This is a genomic window from Streptomyces sp. NPDC085596 (assembly GCF_044541565.1).
GTDB lineage: Bacteria > Actinomycetota > Actinomycetes > Streptomycetales > Streptomycetaceae > Streptomyces.
On the sequence record NZ_JBITTC010000006.1, the window covers coordinates 259,686 to 277,098 of the forward strand.

Genomic DNA, 17,413 nt, shown 5'->3' on the forward strand with positions numbered 1-17,413 from the left:
CACCCGGCGGACACCATGGTCAAGACCATCGCGAGCCTCCGTCCGGCTCGGCTTTCGGACACCCGGCCTAGACTCGGCCACGTGCTCCACCTTCCGGCCGCCGCCCCCTTCCCGGCTCCTCTGGCCCGCTTCGGCGACCGCGTCGCCACCGGCCTTCTGGACGTCACCAGCGATCCCGCCGCCCTCGACTCCACCGGCTTCTGGGCCGTCGTCGCGGACTTCGAGGGAAAGCTGACCTGCGCACGCTTCGCCGACGTACGGCACGCCCCCGTGCCCGCCCCGGTGCCGGGCGCCTGGCACGGCCCGGCCCCCGAGGAGTGGACGACCTCCCTGGACCGCACCGCCTATGTACGTGCCGTCCACCGCATCCGGGAGCACATCGCGGCGGGCGAGGTCTACCAGGCCAATCTCTGCCGGGTGCTGAGCGCGCCGGCCGCCCCCGGCGCCGACATCGACGCCCTCACCGCCCTGCTGGCCCGCGGCAACCCCGCCCCGTACGCGGGCACCGTGCGGCTGCCGGAGCACGGGGTGGAGATCGCCACCGCCTCGCCGGAGCTGTTCCTGCGCCGGACCGGCCGCACCGTCGAGTCCGGCCCCATCAAGGGCACCGGCCGTACCGAGGCCGACCTGCTGGAGAAGGACCACGCCGAGAACGTGATGATCGTGGACCTGGTCCGCAACGACATCGGCCGCGTCTGCGCCCCCGGCAGCGTCACCGTCCCCGACCTGTGCGTCACCGAGAAGCACCCCGGACTCGTCCACCTCGTCTCCACCGTGCGTGGCGAACTGCGCGCCGGGACCGGCTGGCCCGAGCTGCTCGCGGCCACGTTCCCGCCCGGCTCGGTCACCGGCGCACCCAAACCCAGCGCCCTCACGATCATCGCCGCGCTGGAGACCGCGCCGCGCGGCCCCTACTGCGGAGGCATCGGCTGGGTCGACGCCGACCGGGGCACCGCCGAGCTGGCCGTCGGCATCCGCACCTTCTGGATCGACCGGGCCGCCGGGGCCCTCCGCTTCGGCACCGGCGCCGGGATCACCTGGGGCTCCGACCCCGACGCGGAGTGGCGCGAGACCGAACTGAAGGCGTCCCGGCTGCTAGCGGTAGCGTCGGGGCAGTACCAGGAAAGTGGAAAGGCCCGCACATGAGCATCTGGCTGGACGGCGCCCTGCGGGACGCCACGACCGCGAGCGTCTCCGTCTTCGACCACGGGCTGACCGTGGGCGACGGCGTCTTCGAGACTTTGAAGGTGGTCGACGGAAAACCGTTCGCGCTCACCCGGCACCTCGACCGGCTGACCCGCTCCGCCCGCGGCCTCGGCCTGCCCGACCCCGACCACGACGAGGTCGCCCGCGCCTGCGCGGCCGTGCTGGAGGCCAACCCCATGCCGCTCGGGCGGCTGCGCGTCACCTACACCGGCGGTCAGGCCCCCCTCGGCTCGGAGCGCGGCGCACACGGCCCGACCCTGGTCGTCGCCCTGAGCGAGACCACCCGCCGCCCCGACTCCACGGCCGTCGTCACCGTCCCCTGGGTCCGCAACGAACGCGGCGCCCTCACCGGCCTGAAGACCACCTCGTACGCCGAGAACGTCGTCGCGCTGGCCCGCGCGCACGAACAGGGCGCGTCCGAGGCGCTGTTCGCCAACTCCGTGGGACAGCTCTGCGAGGGCACCGGCTCCAACGTGTTCGTCGTCCTCGACGGCGAGATCCACACCCCGCCGGTCGCCTCCGGCTGCCTGGCCGGCATCACCCGCGCGCTGACCGTCCAGTGGACGGGCGCCAAGGAGACCGACCTGCCGCTGGACGTGCTGGAGCGCGCCGACGAGATCTTCCTGACCTCCTCGCTGCGCGACGTACAGGCCGTGCACCTGGTCGACGGCCGTGAACTGCCGGGCGCGCACGGCCCGGTGACCGCCAAGGCGATGCGGATCTTCGAGGAGCGGTCGGGCGCCGACCTGAACCCGTGAGATCCCATTTGCCCGGTGGGCGCCGGTAATTGGGCTGAACCGGGGCCGCCGAACGGGTACAACTCCCGTGATGACGACGACACTGCGGCCGACCGAGCCGCTTCAACAGCACGCGGACGGCACCCGTTCGCGCCGCTTCCAGGTGTGCGTGAACAGCCGCCCGGCCGGCGAGGTCCACCTGGACACCTCACCGTTCCTCGGCCCCTCGGTGGCCCGCGTCACCGAGCTGCGGATCGAGGAACCCGACCGGCGGCGCGGCCGGGGCACGGTGGCCATGCTCGCCGCCGAGGAGGTCGCGCGCGGCTGGGGCTGCCGCCAGATCGAGCTGACACTCCCGGCCGGCAACGAGGCCGCGTCCCGGCTCGCCGACGCCCTCGGCTACGTCCCGCGCAACCGCGGCATGCGCAAGCGGCTCGGGGACGAACCCCCGCCGCTCCCGCCGGGCAGCACCGCGCGCCCGATGACCGAGGCGGAGTTCACGGCCTGGCAGGCGGCGGAACGGGTGCGGTACGCGGGGGAGTGGATCGAGCGCGGCGTACCCGAGGCCGACGCGCACGCCAAGGCCCGGCGCGACCACGCCGCCGTCCTCCCGGACGGGCTCGCCAGCGAAGGGACGTGGTTCGGCGTCCTGGAGCACGAGGGGACCCCGGTGGGCCACGTCTGGCTGGGCCGCCGCGGGGACGAGCGCTGGATCTACGACGTGCAGACCGAGGAGGCCCGGCGTGGCCGGGGCCACGGCCGCGCCCTCATGCTCCTCGCGGAGGCCCGTGCGATCGCCGAGGGCGAGCACACCCTCGGTCTCAACGTCTTCGCGGGCAACACCCCGGCCGAGCGGCTGTACGAGTCGCTCGGCTACGAGACGACGTACCGCACCCTGAACAAACCGCTGCTGTAGCGGCTCAGGCCCGCGGCTCGGCCAGCAGACGGTCGGTGATCTCCTCGATCCGCTCGCGCAGCCCTTCCTGGCTCTTGCCGCCGTCCAGGCGCTCGCCGCCGATCACATAGGTCGGGGTGCCGGTGACGCCGATCGCCTTGCCCTCGGCCTGGTCGGCATCGACGATCAGGGTGTGCCGCCCGTCGATCAGGGCGACGTCGAACTCCTCGGCGTCCAGGCCGAGTTCACGGGCCACGTCGACCAGCACGGCCTCGCCCCGCCGGTCCAGCTCCTCGGCCCGCGCCAGCACCGCCTCGATGTACGGCCAGCCCTGCCCCTGCTCCACCGCCTCCTCGGCGGCCTGAGCGGCGGCGAAGGAGTGCTTGTGCTTCTCCAGCGGGAAGTGCCGCAGCCGGATCTCCAGCCGGTCGCCGTAGCGGGCACGCAGGGCGCGTACGTCGTCCAGGGCGCTGCGGCAGTCGGTGCACTGGAGTTCGCACCAGATGTCGAGCACGACGGGCTCGGGGTGTGCGGGGGAGGTGTCGCTCATAGGGGCCAGTCTTCCAGGCGGGCGGGGCCCGGCCCAATCCCGGCGGCGGGCAGCCTGCCTGGCGGGGACCCCGAGCGGAGCCGGGGGCATCCCTGAGAAGTCCCTGATCTCCGGGCCGGACCATGGCCCCGCCGGGGTCGGGCGGTGCAGGATGGAAGGGACGAAGCGCACCGCCGGTGCCCTCGCCGCCCCGGCCCGGAGTACCGGACCGGAGGACCGACCGACCCCGCCAGGAGGACCGGATGCTCGCCGAGACCGTCTGCTCCGCCGTGTCCGCGGCGGGCCTGGGCATCGCCGCGGTCACCGCCTACCGCAAGCGTTTCCTGACCGCCGTGCGCATAGCGGCCTACTCACTGGTCCCGGTCGGCCTGGTGATGACGGGCGCCGTCGGCTGGCTCGCCGGTACCGCGTTCAGTCCGCTGGCCTGGGCCGGCTTCGGGGTGCTCGGCGCGTCCTGGGCGCTGTTCGCCCTGACCCGCGCCGTGGAGCGCCGCCGGGGCACCCGCGCCGAGCGGACCGCCGCCGGTGACGGCAAGGCCGCCCCGGTGAGCCCTGCCGCCTCGGCGCCCGCCCTGGGCCAGGGCGCGGAGCGAGGTTCCCGGCCCGCCACGTCGCCCTCCTCCCGCTCGTCGTCCTCCGCCTCCTCCTCGGGCTCTCCGGACGACTTCAGCGACATCGAGGCCATCCTCAAGAAGCACGGCATATGAGCCAGTGGCATATGCCGCCACCGATGACCTGGGCATGACGGACCAGTCGCCACATACCGTCATGGCGCGCACGAAACCGTTCACCACGCGGAGCGACGCGAAAGCTACGGTACGAATTCGATGAAGTCCCGCACTTTCCGTGTGTGTTGATCGCGCACAGGGCCTGACCTGGGCCATCATCACCGCGAGATGGTCGACACGACACAGAGCGAGGCCGCGCCGCAGAAGGACGAGCCGCGCGGGTGCCTCTTCGCCCTTTCCCAGCCACCGCTGATGATCTTCCTAGCGGTGATCGGGTGTCTGATCCTCATGGCTGCGCTGCACGATCTGCTGTTGCTGTGAGCCGTACGCGTCTGTCCCGGCGTCACCCGCCGGGACCGGCGTCGGACCGCCCCGTACCCGGTGAGCCCCCGGCTCAGCCCGCCGCCTCCTTGCGGCGTGCCCGGTAGGCGGCCACATGCAGCCGGTTCCCGCAGGTCCGGCTGTCGCAGTAACGGCGCGAGCGATTGCGGGAGAGGTCCACGAAGGCGCGCCGGCAGTCCGGTGCCTCACAGCGCCGCAGCCGCTCCTGCTCCCCGGCCACCACGAAGAAGGCCAGCGCCATCCCGCAGTCCGCGGCGAGATGGTCGGCCAGCGAGGCGCCGGGGGCGAAGTAGTGCACATGCCAGTCGTAGCCGTCGTGGTTCGTCAGGCGCGGGGTGGTGCCCGCGGCCGCGACCAGCTCGTTGATCATCTCGGCCGCCGCGCGGCCGTCCGGCGCGGCGAAGATCCCCGCGAACCGGCCGCGGACCTCGCGCACGGCCGAGAGGTCGGACTCGGACAGCGTGCCGATGTCGCTGACGGCGTGGCCGTCCGTGAAATCCGCCAGCGCCGCCACATCCGGCAGCCCGTCCGTCGCCGCGTCGTCCTCCGGCGCGGTGTTCACCAGATCCACCACGGTGTCGAGCGCGCACCGGGTGTCGTGGGTGATCAGCACGTTTCGCTCCCTGGCCTGAGGGTCGGGCGGGCGCCCGCCGATGGGGGCAGATGGTAGCGACAACCGCGCCCGCCCCACCGGCCGCCGCCTCGCTGCGACCCCTGCCCGTGCAACGCCCGCCCGGCCGCCGGGGTTCCCCAAGCCCCCGCGCGAGGTCCCCACAGGGCGCCCACAGGGCGCGCACGCACGGCGGCGCCGCCTCCGTGATCGCTCACGGTGGCGACGCCGCCGGGTGCCCTATGCGGTTGTCTCGGCCCGCGCCGTCTCCCCGAGTGGACGGCGCCGGGCGGCTCGGTGGGGTGTCGTGGCCTAGTTCTCCGCCAGGATGTGCGACAGCTCCTGGTCGAGATCGAAGTGCCGGTGTTCCGTGCCGGGCGGCACGGCGGCGTCGGTTCGCTTCAGGAAGGACTCCAGGGCCCGTGCGGGGGCCTCCAGCAGAGCTTCGCCCTCCGGAGAGCTGAGGGCGATGCAGACGACCCCCTGACCATGACTGCGCGATGGCCAGACGCGGACGTCGCCGGTGCCCGTGGGGCGGTGCAGCCCCTCGGCGAGGAGGTCGCGGGCGAACACCCACTCGACGGTCTCCTCGGCTCCGGTGTGGAAGGTGGCGTGCACGGCGTAGGGGTCGGCCGTGTCGTACCGCAGGCCTGCGGGGACAGGCAGGGAGGACTCGCTCGACACAACGAGGCGCAGGTGCAGCTCGCAGCTGACCGTGGTGTTCATAAGCGCCAGGGCCTTTCGCTCAGTGTGCGCTCGGGGATTCGCACGTCGGCGAAATCGACATGCCACCTACGGTGCCGTTGTAAACCCCTTCGAGGGTTTTGCGTGGCTTTACGTACCTCTTCCGGCCGAGAAGTCGAACCGGATCTGCCACCATTCCAGTGACTCATTCACTCCGGTAGGGTTTGACCGTATGAATACGGGGAGTGACGAGCCGGGTGAGGTCGCCGTGGTGCCGAACGAGGCGGAGACGGGCGAGGAGTCGGCCGGGGACGGCCTCGGCTCCAAGGCGCCGCAGTTCATCAAGCGGCGCAGGGCCCTGCACCTGAGCTGGCAGGTCGGCGTCTTCGTGCTCGGGCTCGCCGTGGTCGTCGCGGGCATCGTCATGCTCCCGCTGCCCGGACCCGGCTGGGTCGTGATCTTTGGTGGCATGGCGATCTGGGCGACCGAGTTCGTCTGGGCCCAGCTCGTGCTGCGCTGGACCAAGCGCAAGGTGACCGAGGCGGCCCAGAAGGCCCTGGACCCGCGGGTGCGCCGCCGCAACATCACCCTCACCGCGATCGGCCTGGTGATCATCGGCGTGCTCGTCGGGATCTACCTCTGGAAGTTCGGCGTCGTGATGCCATGGAAGATCAAGGACCAGTGAGCCGGTGCCGCGGGCGGTCACAGGCACCCTCTGACATGGGGTAATGTTCTTCCTGCGCCCAGGGCGATTAGCTCAGTGGGAGAGCGCTTCGTTCACACCGAAGAGGTCACTGGTTCGAACCCAGTATCGCCCACCCTGGACCGAAGGCCCGTCTGCGAACAGCAGGCGGGCCTTCGGCGTGTGCATGTAAAAAGCGGCGGACGCCGTCAAGGTCCCCTTCCGGACGAACCGGACCCGGCCCGCGAGCGACGGATTCCGGCCGACGGCGGAAATGCAGACGATATTCCGACGGAAAGCGTCCGGATTTCCCGCAAGTGCGACAACATGTGAATTCCCGGCGCCATCAAGTCCCCATTGCGGAAACCCTTCTGATTCCCGGTCACTTCCATCCCCCACCGCACGCACGGCACTCGGGGCCCCCGGCCGGGCAGCGGCGGTTTGGACTCACCCCGCCCGGACCTGTATGGTTCACTGCGTTGCCGGGCGATTAGCTCAGTGGGAGAGCGCTTCGTTCACACCGAAGAGGTCACTGGTTCGAACCCAGTATCGCCCACCGGCACGAGAGCCGGTCCGCACACAGCGGGCCGGCTCTTCCGCTGTCCGGAGCCCCGCGCCCGCCGGAGCCCCACCCGGCTACGCCGCCGCCGACAACTCCTGCCGCAGCGGCCACTCCGTACTCACCAGCTCCGGCGAACCACTGCGCGCGAACCACGCCTGAAGCCCCCGGGCCTGCGCCGCGTGCCAGCCCACCTGCAACGCGTGCAGCTCCGCCGGGGACAGCCGCTCCAGCCGCGCCGCGAACCGGCGCCCCACCGCCCGCACGACATCCAGCGCCGCCATCGCGTCCGCCGCCGCGTCATGCGCCTCCCGCAGCGCCACCCCGTACTGCTCGCACAGATCGCCCAGCGTGCGACGGCCCTTGCGGTAACGGTCCAACTGCTTGTCCATCACCCTCGGGTCCAGCACCCTCAGCGGCGCCGACTCGAACCAGCGGTCCAGCGACGACGCCCGGTGCCGGCGCAACTCCCGGTCCAGCAGCGTCAGATCGAAGGGCGCGTTCATCACCACCAGCGGCCGGCCCATCGCCGTGTGCTCCGCCAGCTGCTGGGCTATCTCGTACACCACCGGCGCCGGCCAGCGGCCGTTGTGCTGGAGATGCTCCTCCGTCAGCCCGTGTATCGCCGTCGCCCCCTCGGGCACCGGCACCCCCGGACTGACCAGCCAGCGGCTCACCCGCGGCCGCGTCCCCGGCGCGTCCTGGACGACGACAGCGGCCGACACGATCCGGTCGGTCTCGACGTCCACGCCTGTCGTCTCCGTGTCGAAGGCGGCCAGCGCCCCTTCGTACCAGCACGTCATACCAACCCAACTCCTCGCCCGCACATGGCGGCTGACGTTCCGTCTTCTGCCCGTTTGGTGATACCCGGCCCGTTTGCGCCGTACGCCGGGAGGAGACAACAGGAGTACGGGTCTTTGCAGTTCAGCGGCCCGCAGTGGGGAAACCCCTGGTTCGGAAGGCTGTTGGTCATGGCCATGGCGCAGCCCGAGCGAGGCGGGCTGCTGCCCGCCGGTACGGGCCACCTTCGCGGCACCCTCGCCACCACCGCCTGCATGGAGACCCTGCAGGTCGGTTATCTGCACGCGGTCGCCGCCGCGGCCGGCTGCTCGCTGTCCCAGCCCTTCCCCGACAACGGTATCGACTGGCACGTCAGCCACAGCGCCCCCGGCCACACCGTGGACGACGAGGTCACCATCAAGGTGCAGCTCAAATGCACCTACCAGCTCGCCCCCCGGCCCCCAGGCCCCCACTTCTCCTTCACCCTCGACAACGACCATCTGCGCAAACTCGCCCGCACCCCCGTCTCGGTGCACAAGATCCTCGTCGTCATGATCGTCCCGCGCTCCCAGGACGACTGGCTGCGCGCCGGACACGACCGGCTCGACCTCAGACACTGCTGCTACTGGGTCAACCTCGCCGGACACCCCATCACCGGACGCACCCGCACCACCGTCCGCGTCCCCACCGCGCGCATCTTCGACGACCGGGCCCTGTGCGAGATCATGACCCGGGTCGGTACGGGAGGCAGGCCATGACAACCTCCGACGAACCCCTGCGCATGCTCCGCCCCCACCCCGACGACTCCGCCTGGCACCGGCCCCCCGACCCCGGCCGCGTCGACCCCGCCGTCCTCGCCACCCTGCTGCGCCGCCACGGCTGGCAGCGCCGCGGCGGAGTCCCCGGCCGCTACGGCCGCTGGACCCCGCCCGCCCCCGCCGACGGCCCCACCAGCCTCCTCGTCCCCGAGAGCCGCGCCTTCCCCGACGCCGACGACCTCCTCGGCGAAGCCCTCCACGCCCTCCACCGCGCCGCCGCCCCCTCCGCCCGAGAGATCCTCATCGCCCTCGCCGTCCCCAGCGACGAGATCCGCTGGCACCGCGACACCCCCGCCGGACCCGTCGACGGCGCCACCCCCTGGACCGTCGACGAACGCCTGCGCACCGCCGCCCGCCAGACCCTCCTCGCCGCCGCCCTCGCCACCCGCGCCCGCACCGGCTACCACGGCGCCCGGCACCGCGGCCCCGCCACCGCCCTCCTCGCCGACGTCCTTCTCGGCCCCGCCGCCGAAGGCCGCACCCTGACCGCCTTCGCCCCCGCCCCCACCGGCCGTCCCCTCACCATCCGCCTCCACCACGCCCTGCACGCCACCCGCGAGGCCATCGACTACCAGCGGGCCACCGGCGCCATGGACGCCTTCGACGGCGCGGTGCAAGCAGGCGTCAGCCGCGAACTCACCGAAGCCCTCACCGCACTCGTCCGAGGCACCGAGGGCGCCCGCGTCGCCATCGCCTGGGCGCCCGCCGCCGGAGTCCCCGAAGGCTGCGCAGCCTTGGCCGGACCCGTCGAGTTCTCACCCGGCGACCTCCCCGCACTGCGCGCCGCCGGCACCCGCTACCTGCGCGCCGAACCCTCCGTACCGGTCAACGTCACCGGCGTCGTCGTCCGGCTGCGCCGCTCCGGGCCGCGCGGCGAGGGCACCGTACGGCTGCGGGTCCTCGCGGGCGCCGAGATTCCGTATCTGCGGCTCACCCTCGGCGAGGAGGACTACCGGATAGCGGGCCACGCCCACCTCGTCGGCCTCCCCGTACGGGTGCGCGGCCGGCTGGAGCGCCGGGGCGGCTTCCGCAGGCTCACCGGCGCCACCGGCGTCGTCCCCGTGCGGGTCGACGAGACCGAACGCGACCGGCTGATGAAGTCCCTCCAGGAGAACCTCGACTTCTTCGAGGAGGCATGCGGAGAGGCGTACGGGGACGGCGACGGAAAGTAACCGTTTCGCGGTCGGCGGGGGCGGGTCGGTACGATCCCTTGTGCGCGCGCTCCTGGTACGGCGCCGCACTTAAGCCTTCAGTCAGGAGAGACCGGTGTCAGACGTCCGTGTGATCATCCAACGCGATTCCGAGCGGGAAGAACGCGTGGTGACGACGGGCACTACCGCCGCCGACCTCTTCGCGGGCGAGCGCTCGATCATCGCCGCGCGCGTGGCCGGCGAGCTGAAGGACCTCGCGTACGAGCTGTCCGACGGCGACGAGGTCGAGGGCGTCGAGATCTCGTCCGAGGACGGGCTCAACATCCTGCGCCACTCCACCGCGCACGTCATGGCCCAGGCCGTGCAGGAGCTGTTCCCCGAGGCCAAGCTCGGTATCGGCCCGCCGGTGAAGGACGGGTTCTACTACGACTTCGACGTGGAGAAGCCCTTCCACCCCGATGACCTCAAGGCCATCGAGAAGAAGATGCAGGAGATCCAGAAGCGGGGCCAGAAGTTCTCCCGCCGCGTCGTCACCGACGAGGACGCCCGCGCGGAACTGGCCGACGAGCCGTACAAGCTGGAGCTGATCGGCCTCAAGGGCTCGGCCTCCTCCGACGACGGCGCGGACGTCGAGGTCGGCGCCGGCGAGCTGACGATCTACGACAACCTGGACGCCAAGACCGGCGAGCTGTGCTGGAAGGACCTCTGCCGCGGTCCCCACCTGCCCTCCACCCGGAACATCCCGGCGTTCAAGCTGATGCGCAACGCCTCGGCGTACTGGCGCGGCAGCGAGAAGAACAAGCAGCTCCAGCGCATCTACGGCACCGCCTGGCCGTCCAAGGACGAGCTGAAGGCGCACCTGGAGTTCCTCGCCGAGGCCGAGAAGCGCGACCACCGCAAGCTCGGCAACGAGCTGGACCTCTTCTCCATCCCGGAGCAGATCGGCTCCGGCCTCGCCGTCTTCCACCCCAAGGGCGGCATCATCCGCCGGGTCATGGAGGACTACTCGCGGCGCCGCCACGAGGAGGAGGGCTACGAGTTCGTCTACACCCCGCACGCGACGAAGGGGAAGCTCTTCGAGACCTCGGGCCACCTGGACTGGTACGCCGACGGCATGTACCCGCCCATGCAGCTCGACGAGGGCGTGGACTACTACCTCAAGCCCATGAACTGCCCGATGCACAACCTGATCTTCGACGCGCGCGGCCGCTCGTACCGTGAGCTGCCGTTGAGGTTGTTCGAGTTCGGGACCGTGTACCGGTACGAGAAGTCGGGCGTCGTGCACGGCCTCACCCGGGCCCGCGGCTTCACCCAGGACGACGCGCACATCTACTGCACCCGTGAGCAGATGTCCGAGGAGCTGGACCGGACGCTCACCTTCGTCCTCGGCCTGCTCCGCGACTACGGCCTGACCGACTTCTACTTGGAGCTGTCCACCAAGGACGAGACCAAGTTCGTCGGCACGGACGAAGCCTGGGACGAGGCCACCGAGACCCTGCGTCAGGTGGCCGAGAAGCAGGGTCTGCCGCTGGTGCCCGACCCCGGTGGCGCCGCGTTCTACGGTCCGAAGATCTCCGTGCAGGCTCGGGATGCGATCGGCAGGACCTGGCAGATGTCCACCATCCAGCTCGACTTCAACCTGCCCGAGCGGTTCGACCTGGAGTACACGGGCCCCGACGGCTCCAAGCAGCGGCCGGTGATGATCCACCGCGCCCTGTTCGGCTCCATCGAGCGGTTCTTCGCCGTGCTCCTGGAGCACTACGCGGGTGCCTTCCCGGCATGGCTGGCTCCGGTGCAGGCGGTCGGTATCCCGATCGGGGACGGGCACGTCGAGTACCTGGAGAAGTTCGCGGCCGAGGCCAAGCGGAAGGGTCTGCGGGTCGAGGTGGACTCCTCCTCCGACCGGATGCAGAAGAAGATCAGGAACGCCCAGCGCCAGAAGGTGCCGTTCATGATCATCGTCGGTGACGAGGACATGAACGCGGACACCGTCTCGTTCCGCTACCGCGACGGCTCGCAGGAGAACGGCATCCCGTTCGAGGACGCCATCGCCAAGATCGAGAAGGTCGTGGCGGAGCGGGTCCAGGTCTGATCCTGCCCGACCCCGACGAACCCCCGAGGCATCACCGCCGCCTCGGGGGTTCCTCGTCCTCCTCCCGCGAGAACACCTGCAGCAGCCACGACGAGAACGACCCCGTCACCGCGCCCAGCAGGGCCAGGCCGCCCGCCATCATCGCCGCCGCGATGATCCGGCCGCCCGTGGTGACCGGGACGACATCGCCGTAGCCCACGGTGGACAGGGTGGAGCAGGCCCACCAGACGGCGTCGCCGAAGGTCCGCATGTGCGAGGCCGGCGCTCCCCGCTCCTGCTGGTAGACCGCGAGCGCGCCGGTGAAGCCCATCAGCAGGGTGGAGATCCCCGAGTAGGCGATGACCCGCGCGTACAGCGGGAGCCGGGGCAGGCCGCGCCGGTGCTCCAGGGACTCGTAGATCCGCACGATCCGCAGTGGGCGCAGCAGCGGCAGGATCAGGACCAGAGTGTCCAGCCAGTGGGTGCGGACGAAGCGCGGGCCCTGGCCGCTCATCCTCCAGCGCATCGCGTAGTCCACCGAGAACAGTGCCCAGCACGCCAGGAGCAGCACCAGCCACAGGTCGTCCCAGGCGGTGCCGAAGCGCGGGGCGAGGACGAGGGCCGCGTACGAGCCGAGGAACGTCAGGGATGCCACGGTGAGAGGCATCTCGGCGCGTTTCTCCCAGCGCGTCCTGGGGCTGTCGTGGTGCACCGGCCCAGCTTCGCCGGTGGCTCCCTTCTCCCCGCCCCGGCGACACGCCGCGAACGGGCGAAGCCATATGCTGCCTTGCATGACGAGTGAGCCGGAGCAGCAGATCGGAGTGGGGACGCAGGACGCGTTCCAGCGCCTGTGGACGCCCCACCGGATGGCCTACATCCAGGGCGAGAACAAGCCGAGCGGTCCCGGAGCGGACGACGGCTGCCCGTTCTGCTCCATCCCGGCCAAATCGGACGAGGACGGCCTGATCGTGCGCCGGGGTGAGCATGTGTACGCGGTGCTCAACCTCTACCCGTACAACGGCGGGCATCTGATGACGGTGCCCTACCGGCATGTGGCCGACTACACCGATCTGACCACGCCGGAGACCGCCGAGCTGGCGGAGCTGACCAAGCAGGCGATGACGGCGCTGCGTACGGCGTCCGGTGCGCACGGCTTCAACATCGGCATGAACCAGGGCACGGTGGCCGGTGCGGGCATCGCGGCCCACCTCCACCAGCACATCGTGCCGCGCTGGGGTGGCGACACGAACTTCATGCCGGTGGTCGGCCACACCAAGGTGCTGCCTCAACTGCTGGGCGACACCCGCAAGATGCTCGCGGAGGCGTGGCCCGCGAGCTGATCGCTCCTACGCGTCGTAGAGGTCGGCCTTCCTCGGTGCCGGGTCCTGGACCAGGCCGCTGAGGAACGCCGAGCGGGCGCCGAACTTGTCGGTGTTCACGCCGTTCTCCTTCAGGACCTTGATCGCGGCCGCGTGCACCACCCGCAGTACGGGGGTGGCGGCGCGCAGGGCGTCGTCGGCCATGAAGCGGTGCCGCCAGGGCTGGTCGGCCCAGGCGTGCCGCAGGCCGAAGGGCTCGGGGAGGGCGATGGAGCCGCCGAGCCAGTTCAGGGCGGGGGAGTACCAGGTGAGCGGGGCGCGGACGGCGAGCCGTACGACCTCGTCGGTGGGGACCAGGGGGAGCTTGACGGTGCGGTTCTCCCACGGCTTCAGGGACTTGGCGACCTCCTTGGTGGGGGCGGCCGGCTTGGCGTGGAAGAGGGGGTTCACCGGGCCCAGGGCGTGGCCGGTGACCTCGATGCGCAGGGTCTCGTGGAGGACGGTCACCGTGATCATCATGGTGAGGACGAGCTGGCCGTCCCAGAGGGTCCACTGGACGCCCAGATAGTGGCGGTCGCCGCTGCCGAACTGCTGCTTGTTGCAGATCTCCTGTATGGCGTGCTGCTTGATCTGGAACGCCTCGACGTCGGTGCCCTCCGGGCGGGAGACCTCCTTGGCGTTCTCGCCGATCGGGGTGACGATCCAGTGCCGTATCGACGGCCGGGGGAAGCCGCCGGTGTTGAGCGGGCCGCGCTCCAGCATGCGCAGCTGGTCGTGGATGGCGCGTATGACGTCCCAGCTGCGGAAGGGGTGGATCTCGCGCGGGGGGTCGGCGGAGACGAGGTCCTCGGCGAGCTGCCAGGAGCCCCAGCGGGTGCCCATGCCGAGGATGCCCTTGGGGCCGGCGTAGAAGACGGAGTTGGAGCGCTGTTCGGCGCCGAGCCGGGCCAGGGACTGGCGGAGTTGTTCGGCGGCCGTCTCGCCGGGACCGCGCGGTACGGCTTCGGGGACCTTGGCGCCGATGCTGCTGCCGGAGAGCAGGCCGGCCCAGCGTTCGCGCAGGTCGGCGGCGGTGCGTTCGCAGATGCGGCGGGCCCAGAACCAGCCCAGTACGGGGACGATGACGGCCCCGCGGGTGTACCAGCCCCAGAAGCCGCCGAAGGGCAGCTTGAGCAGGAAGAGCACGGCGAGGACGCCGACTCCGGCGAGCAGCGCGGTGCCCAGTGCTCCGGCTCGTCCCTCGCGCTTGGCGAGGAAGGAGCGGAGCAGGAAGACGAGGAGCCAGGCGAGGAGGCCGGGCAGGAAGATCAGGCCGCACACGACCATCACGAGGGACAGTTTGTTGTCGCGTTCGCGGCGGATGTTGTTGGCGGCCAGGCAGTGTTCCACGACGACCTGGGGGTCGGCGCCGAAGGACTGGATCAGGGGTTTGCGGCCCGGTGCGAGCATGCGGTCGGCGACGGAGCGGGAGAAGGCTTCGCCCAGGTTGGGGCGGAACAGCGGGATGCGGCCGGCCTTGACGGTGGACTCGTGCCACTCGTTGTCGGCCTTCTTGATGTCCTCGATCATGTTGTCCCGGTAGGCCGCCGAGGCCAGTGCGAGGGTCGCCGCCTGGCCTTCGTCGCCGGAGACGGGCACCTGAGGCCCGTCCCACTCCGTCCCAACCGACATTCCCGCCCCCATCGCCGCCGTGTCGCTCCTGCGGCCTTCCCGGCTTCCCCGCCGCGCACACCTGTCGAACCGGACATCGTTGCGATGTCCCGTGGCCACGGCGCGGGTTCGGCCGGGCCGGGACCTCGCGGCCAGGGTATCGGCAGCCGCCCCTCGTGCGTCGGCGGACGGCCGAAGCCGCCCGCCGACGCCGGGAGTTACGGGGTGTCCCCGTCCTGTTCGCGCAGTCGCTCGGCGACTTGGGGCGGCATCGGTTCGTGCCGGGCGTAGGCGCGGCTGAAGGCGGCCGTGCCGTGGGAGAGGGAGCGCAGGTCGATGGCGTAGCGGCCGATCTCGAACTCGGGTACCTCGGCCCGGACGAGGGTGCGTCCCGAACCGGTCTGTTCGGTGCCGAGGACGCGGCCGCGCCTGCTGGAGAGGTCGCTCATGACGGCGCCGACGTAGTCGTCGGGGACCAGGACGCTGACCTCGGCGACCGGTTCCAGCAGGTGGATGCGGGTCTCGGTGGCGGCCTCGCGCAGGGCGAGGGCGCCCGCGGTCTGGAAGGCGGCGTCGGAGGAGTCCACCGAGTGCGACTTGCCGTCGAGCAGGGTGACGCGTACGTCCACCAGGGGGTGGCCGGCGGCGACGCCCTTGGCGGCCTGGGCGCGGATGCCCTTCTCGACGGAGGGGATGAACTGGCGGGGCACCGCGCCGCCGACGACCTTGTCGACGAACTCGATGCCGGAGCCGCCGGGCAGGGGCTCCACCTCGATCTCGCAGATGGCGTACTGGCCGTGGCCGCCGGACTGTTTGACGTGCCGGCCGCGTCCGGCGGCCTTGCCGGCGAAGGTCTCGCGCAGCGGCACCTTGTGCGGGACGACGTCGACCTGGACGCCGTAACGGCTGCGGAGGCGTTCCAGGGCGACGTCGGCGTGGGCCTCGCCGAGGCACCACAGGACGACCTGGTGGGTGTCCTGGTTCTGTTCGAGTCGCATGGTCGGGTCCTCGGCGACGAGCCGGGAGAGGCCGAGGGAGAGTTTGTCCTCGTCGGGCTTGCTGTGGGCCTGGATGGCGAGGGGGAGCAGCGGGTCGGGCATCCGCCAGGGCTCCATGAGCAGCGGGTCGTCCTTGGCGGAGAGGGTGTCGCCGGTCTCGGCGCGGCCCAGTTTGGCGACGCACACCAGGTCGCCGGCGACCGCCTGGGGGACCGGGCGCTGTTGTCTGCCGAAGGCCATGGAGAGGGCGCCGACCTTCTCGTCGACGTCGTGGTCCTCGTGGCCGCGGTCGGCCAGTCCGTGTCCGGAGACGTGGACGGTGTCGTCGGGGCGCAGGGTGCCGGAGAAGAGGCGGACCAGGGAGATGCGGCCGACGTAGGGATCGGAGGAGGTCTTGACGACCTCGGCGACGAGGGGGCCCTCGGTGTCGCAGGGGCTCAGCTCGCGGGGGGCGCCGCCGATCTCGGCGACGTCGGGCATGGGGTGCTCGAAGGGGGTGGGGAACCCTCGGGTGATCAGCTCCAGGAGTTCCACGGTGCCGAGACCCTGCCTGGCGCCCTCGGCGGCGGGTGCGGCGGCGAGGACGGGGTGGAACGTGCCGCGTGCCACGGCCCGCTCCAGGTCCTCGATCAGTGTCTTGACGTCGACCTGTTCGCCGCCGAGGTAGCGGTCCATGAGGGTCTCGTCCTCGCTCTCGGCGATGATCCCCTCGATCAGCCGGTTGCGGGCCTCCTCCAGGCCGGGGAGCTGGTCCTCGCCGGGTTCGGACTCCTTGCGTTCGCCGGCGGAGTAGTCGAAGAGCTTCTGCGAGAGCAGGCCGACCAGGCCGGTCACCGGGGCGTGGCCGTCGGGTCCGGCGGGGCCGCGCAGCGGGAGGTAGAGGGGGAGGACGGCGTCGGGGTCGTCGGCGCCGAACGCCTCGGCGCACACCCGGGTCATCTCCTCGAAGTCGGCGCGCGCCGACTCCAGGTGGGTGACCACGATGGCGCGGGGCATGCCGACGGCCTGGCACTCCTCCCACACCATCCGGGTCGAGCCGTCCACGCCGTCGGAGGCGGAGACGACGAAGAGGGCCGCGTCCGCCGCGCGCAGACCGGCCCTCAGCTCACCGACGAAGTCGGCGTAGCCGGGGGTGTCGAGGAGGTTGATCTTGATGCCGTCCCATTCGACGGGGACCAGCGAGAGCTGTACGGAGCGGTGCTGGCGGTGCTCGATGTCGTCGTAGTCGGAGACGGTGCCGCCGTCCTCGACGCGGCCCGCCCGGTTCACCGCCCCCGCGGTCAGCGCGAGGGCTTCGACCAGGGTGGTCTTGCCCGATCCGGAGGGGCCGACCAGCACCACGTTCCGTACGGACGCGGGGTGGTCGGCCGTCATTGCCCTGCCGGCGGCTCCGGGGTGTGTGTGAGTCTTGTCGCCCATGATCCTGCCTCCCGTGCACGGTGAGGTCATCGGGGACGCGAACGCGGCGGGGACCCGCATGGATGCGGCGGCTCCGGCGGCGCCCGCGGTCCTTCGAGCTTTCCACTCCCGTCATGCCGCGTCCATACGACGGACCCCCGACAGACGCGGCGGGGCTGTGGGGGACCGTCTGGATGGTCACGGATCGTGCCGTGGCGGAGGGTGTGCGCCCCCG

At 71.5% G+C, this 17,413-nt stretch carries 17 protein-coding genes and 2 tRNA genes; 12 read left to right on the forward strand and 7 right to left on the reverse strand.

Going from position 1 to position 17,413, the window contains the following annotated elements; translation table 11 throughout:
* The first annotated feature begins 15 nt into the window (after positions 1–15).
* The 3 genes from ACIGA3_RS19980 to ACIGA3_RS19990 all read left to right on the forward strand — a co-directional run bounded on the left by ACIGA3_RS19980 (position 16) and on the right by ACIGA3_RS19990 (position 2,859).
* Positions 16–1,146 carry a chorismate-binding protein gene (locus ACIGA3_RS19980; RefSeq protein WP_399717621.1) on the forward strand — a complete coding sequence of 377 codons (1,131 nt, stop codon included), beginning with the start codon at positions 16–18 and terminating at the stop codon, positions 1,144–1,146.
* On the forward strand, positions 1,143–1,964 hold the full coding sequence (locus tag ACIGA3_RS19985) for an aminotransferase class IV (RefSeq protein WP_399717225.1): 822 nt from the start codon (positions 1,143–1,145) through the stop codon (positions 1,962–1,964). The genes ACIGA3_RS19980 and ACIGA3_RS19985 overlap by 4 nt, the downstream gene beginning before the upstream one ends.
* A 70-nt stretch (positions 1,965–2,034) precedes the next feature.
* On the forward strand, positions 2,035–2,859 hold the full coding sequence (locus tag ACIGA3_RS19990) for a GNAT family N-acetyltransferase (protein ID WP_399717228.1): 825 nt from the start codon (positions 2,035–2,037) through the stop codon (positions 2,857–2,859).
* A gap of 4 nt (positions 2,860–2,863) precedes the next feature.
* Here ACIGA3_RS19990 and ACIGA3_RS19995 read toward each other — a convergent pair whose 3' ends face one another.
* Positions 2,864–3,388 carry a DsbA family protein gene (locus tag ACIGA3_RS19995; RefSeq protein ID WP_399717231.1) on the reverse strand — a complete coding sequence of 175 codons (525 nt, stop codon included), beginning with the start codon at positions 3,386–3,388 and terminating at the stop codon, positions 2,864–2,866.
* 242 nt (positions 3,389–3,630) lie between these two features.
* Between ACIGA3_RS19995 and ACIGA3_RS20000 the strand changes: the two genes are divergently transcribed.
* Positions 3,631–4,095, forward strand: coding sequence for a hypothetical protein (locus tag ACIGA3_RS20000; RefSeq protein WP_399717233.1), 465 nt, complete (start codon positions 3,631–3,633; stop codon positions 4,093–4,095).
* A gap of 189 nt (positions 4,096–4,284) precedes the next feature.
* The gene (locus ACIGA3_RS20005; protein WP_165425682.1) at positions 4,285–4,437 is read left to right on the forward strand and encodes a hypothetical protein; all 153 of its coding nucleotides are present in this window, start codon (positions 4,285–4,287) and stop codon (positions 4,435–4,437) included.
* 73 nt (positions 4,438–4,510) lie between these two features.
* Here the strand turns inward: ACIGA3_RS20005 and ACIGA3_RS20010 are convergent, their stop codons facing one another.
* Positions 4,511–5,071, reverse strand: coding sequence for a CGNR zinc finger domain-containing protein (locus ACIGA3_RS20010; protein ID WP_399717236.1), 561 nt, complete (start codon positions 5,069–5,071; stop codon positions 4,511–4,513).
* Positions 5,072–5,380: 309 nt separating this feature from the next.
* Complete coding sequence (locus ACIGA3_RS20015) at positions 5,381–5,794, reverse strand: SsgA family sporulation/cell division regulator (RefSeq protein WP_010351314.1); 414 nt, start codon at positions 5,792–5,794, stop codon at positions 5,381–5,383.
* Positions 5,795–5,984: 190 nt separating this feature from the next.
* On the opposite strand from ACIGA3_RS20015, the gene ACIGA3_RS20020 reads away from it, so the two are divergent.
* The 3 genes from ACIGA3_RS20020 to ACIGA3_RS20030 all read left to right on the forward strand — a co-directional run bounded on the left by ACIGA3_RS20020 (position 5,985) and on the right by ACIGA3_RS20030 (position 6,990).
* Positions 5,985–6,437 carry a TIGR02611 family protein gene (locus ACIGA3_RS20020; RefSeq protein WP_399717240.1) on the forward strand — a complete coding sequence of 151 codons (453 nt, stop codon included), beginning with the start codon at positions 5,985–5,987 and terminating at the stop codon, positions 6,435–6,437.
* 61 nt (positions 6,438–6,498) lie between these two features.
* Positions 6,499–6,570, forward strand: a tRNA-Val gene (locus tag ACIGA3_RS20025).
* 348 nt (positions 6,571–6,918) lie between these two features.
* Positions 6,919–6,990: transfer RNA gene (locus tag ACIGA3_RS20030), tRNA-Val, on the forward strand.
* Between the two features lie 80 nt (positions 6,991–7,070).
* Here ACIGA3_RS20030 and ACIGA3_RS20035 read toward each other — a convergent pair.
* Positions 7,071–7,796: a 3'-5' exonuclease gene (locus tag ACIGA3_RS20035; protein ID WP_399717242.1), complete on the reverse strand. Its 726-nt coding sequence runs from the start codon at positions 7,794–7,796 to the stop codon at positions 7,071–7,073.
* Between the two features lie 168 nt (positions 7,797–7,964).
* Between ACIGA3_RS20035 and ACIGA3_RS20040 the strand changes: the two genes are divergently transcribed.
* The 3 genes from ACIGA3_RS20040 to thrS all read left to right on the forward strand — a co-directional run bounded on the left by ACIGA3_RS20040 (position 7,965) and on the right by thrS (position 11,834).
* Complete coding sequence (locus ACIGA3_RS20040; RefSeq protein ID WP_399717245.1) at positions 7,965–8,531, forward strand: DUF4365 domain-containing protein; 567 nt, start codon at positions 7,965–7,967, stop codon at positions 8,529–8,531.
* Positions 8,528–9,763 (forward strand): hypothetical protein, encoded by a 1,236-nt coding sequence (locus ACIGA3_RS20045; protein ID WP_399717247.1) that lies wholly within the window; start codon positions 8,528–8,530, stop codon positions 9,761–9,763. The genes ACIGA3_RS20040 and ACIGA3_RS20045 overlap by 4 nt, the downstream gene beginning before the upstream one ends.
* 94 nt (positions 9,764–9,857) lie before the next feature.
* Positions 9,858–11,834 carry a threonine--tRNA ligase gene (thrS, locus tag ACIGA3_RS20050; RefSeq protein ID WP_399717250.1) on the forward strand — a complete coding sequence of 659 codons (1,977 nt, stop codon included), beginning with the start codon at positions 9,858–9,860 and terminating at the stop codon, positions 11,832–11,834.
* Between the two features lie 31 nt (positions 11,835–11,865).
* On the opposite strand, the gene ACIGA3_RS20055 is transcribed toward thrS, so the two are convergent.
* A complete protein-coding gene (locus ACIGA3_RS20055; protein WP_399717252.1) occupies positions 11,866–12,480 on the reverse strand; it encodes a potassium channel family protein in 615 nt (204 codons plus the stop codon).
* Between the two features lie 112 nt (positions 12,481–12,592).
* On the opposite strand from ACIGA3_RS20055, the gene ACIGA3_RS20060 reads away from it, so the two are divergent.
* On the forward strand, positions 12,593–13,153 hold the full coding sequence (locus tag ACIGA3_RS20060; RefSeq protein WP_399717254.1) for an HIT family protein: 561 nt from the start codon (positions 12,593–12,595) through the stop codon (positions 13,151–13,153).
* A 6-nt stretch (positions 13,154–13,159) separates the two neighbouring features.
* Here the strand turns inward: ACIGA3_RS20060 and ACIGA3_RS20065 are convergent, their stop codons facing one another.
* On the reverse strand, positions 13,160–14,803 hold the full coding sequence (locus tag ACIGA3_RS20065; protein WP_399717256.1) for a hypothetical protein: 1,644 nt from the start codon (positions 14,801–14,803) through the stop codon (positions 13,160–13,162).
* A 197-nt stretch (positions 14,804–15,000) separates the two neighbouring features.
* A complete protein-coding gene (locus tag ACIGA3_RS20070; protein WP_399717258.1) occupies positions 15,001–17,199 on the reverse strand; it encodes an elongation factor G-like protein EF-G2 in 2,199 nt (732 codons plus the stop codon).
* Between the last annotated feature and the right edge of the window lie 214 nt (positions 17,200–17,413).

Bases quoted from the DNA above. Each gene is read 5' to 3' on its own strand.
- ACIGA3_RS19980 (WP_399717621.1), top strand. From the start codon at position 16: ATGGTCAAGACCATCGCGAGCCTCCGTCCGGCTCGGCTTTCGGACACC.
- ACIGA3_RS19985 (WP_399717225.1), top strand. From the start codon at position 1,143: ATGAGCATCTGGCTGGACGGCGCCCTGCGGGACGCCACGACCGCGAGC.
- ACIGA3_RS19990 (WP_399717228.1), top strand. From the start codon at position 2,035: ATGACGACGACACTGCGGCCGACCGAGCCGCTTCAACAGCACGCGGAC.
- ACIGA3_RS19995 (WP_399717231.1), bottom strand. From the start codon at position 3,388: ATGAGCGACACCTCCCCCGCACACCCCGAGCCCGTCGTGCTCGACATC.
- ACIGA3_RS20000 (WP_399717233.1), top strand. From the start codon at position 3,631: ATGCTCGCCGAGACCGTCTGCTCCGCCGTGTCCGCGGCGGGCCTGGGC.
- ACIGA3_RS20005 (WP_165425682.1), top strand. From the start codon at position 4,285: ATGGTCGACACGACACAGAGCGAGGCCGCGCCGCAGAAGGACGAGCCG.
- ACIGA3_RS20015 (WP_010351314.1), bottom strand. From the start codon at position 5,794: ATGAACACCACGGTCAGCTGCGAGCTGCACCTGCGCCTCGTTGTGTCG.
- ACIGA3_RS20020 (WP_399717240.1), top strand. From the start codon at position 5,985: ATGAATACGGGGAGTGACGAGCCGGGTGAGGTCGCCGTGGTGCCGAAC.
- ACIGA3_RS20035 (WP_399717242.1), bottom strand. From the start codon at position 7,796: ATGACGTGCTGGTACGAAGGGGCGCTGGCCGCCTTCGACACGGAGACG.
- ACIGA3_RS20040 (WP_399717245.1), top strand. From the start codon at position 7,965: ATGGCCATGGCGCAGCCCGAGCGAGGCGGGCTGCTGCCCGCCGGTACG.
- ACIGA3_RS20045 (WP_399717247.1), top strand. From the start codon at position 8,528: ATGACAACCTCCGACGAACCCCTGCGCATGCTCCGCCCCCACCCCGAC.
- ACIGA3_RS20055 (WP_399717252.1), bottom strand. From the start codon at position 12,480: ATGCCTCTCACCGTGGCATCCCTGACGTTCCTCGGCTCGTACGCGGCC.
- ACIGA3_RS20060 (WP_399717254.1), top strand. From the start codon at position 12,593: ATGCTGCCTTGCATGACGAGTGAGCCGGAGCAGCAGATCGGAGTGGGG.
- ACIGA3_RS20065 (WP_399717256.1), bottom strand. From the start codon at position 14,803: ATGTCGGTTGGGACGGAGTGGGACGGGCCTCAGGTGCCCGTCTCCGGC.
- ACIGA3_RS20070 (WP_399717258.1), bottom strand. From the start codon at position 17,199: ATGGGCGACAAGACTCACACACACCCCGGAGCCGCCGGCAGGGCAATG.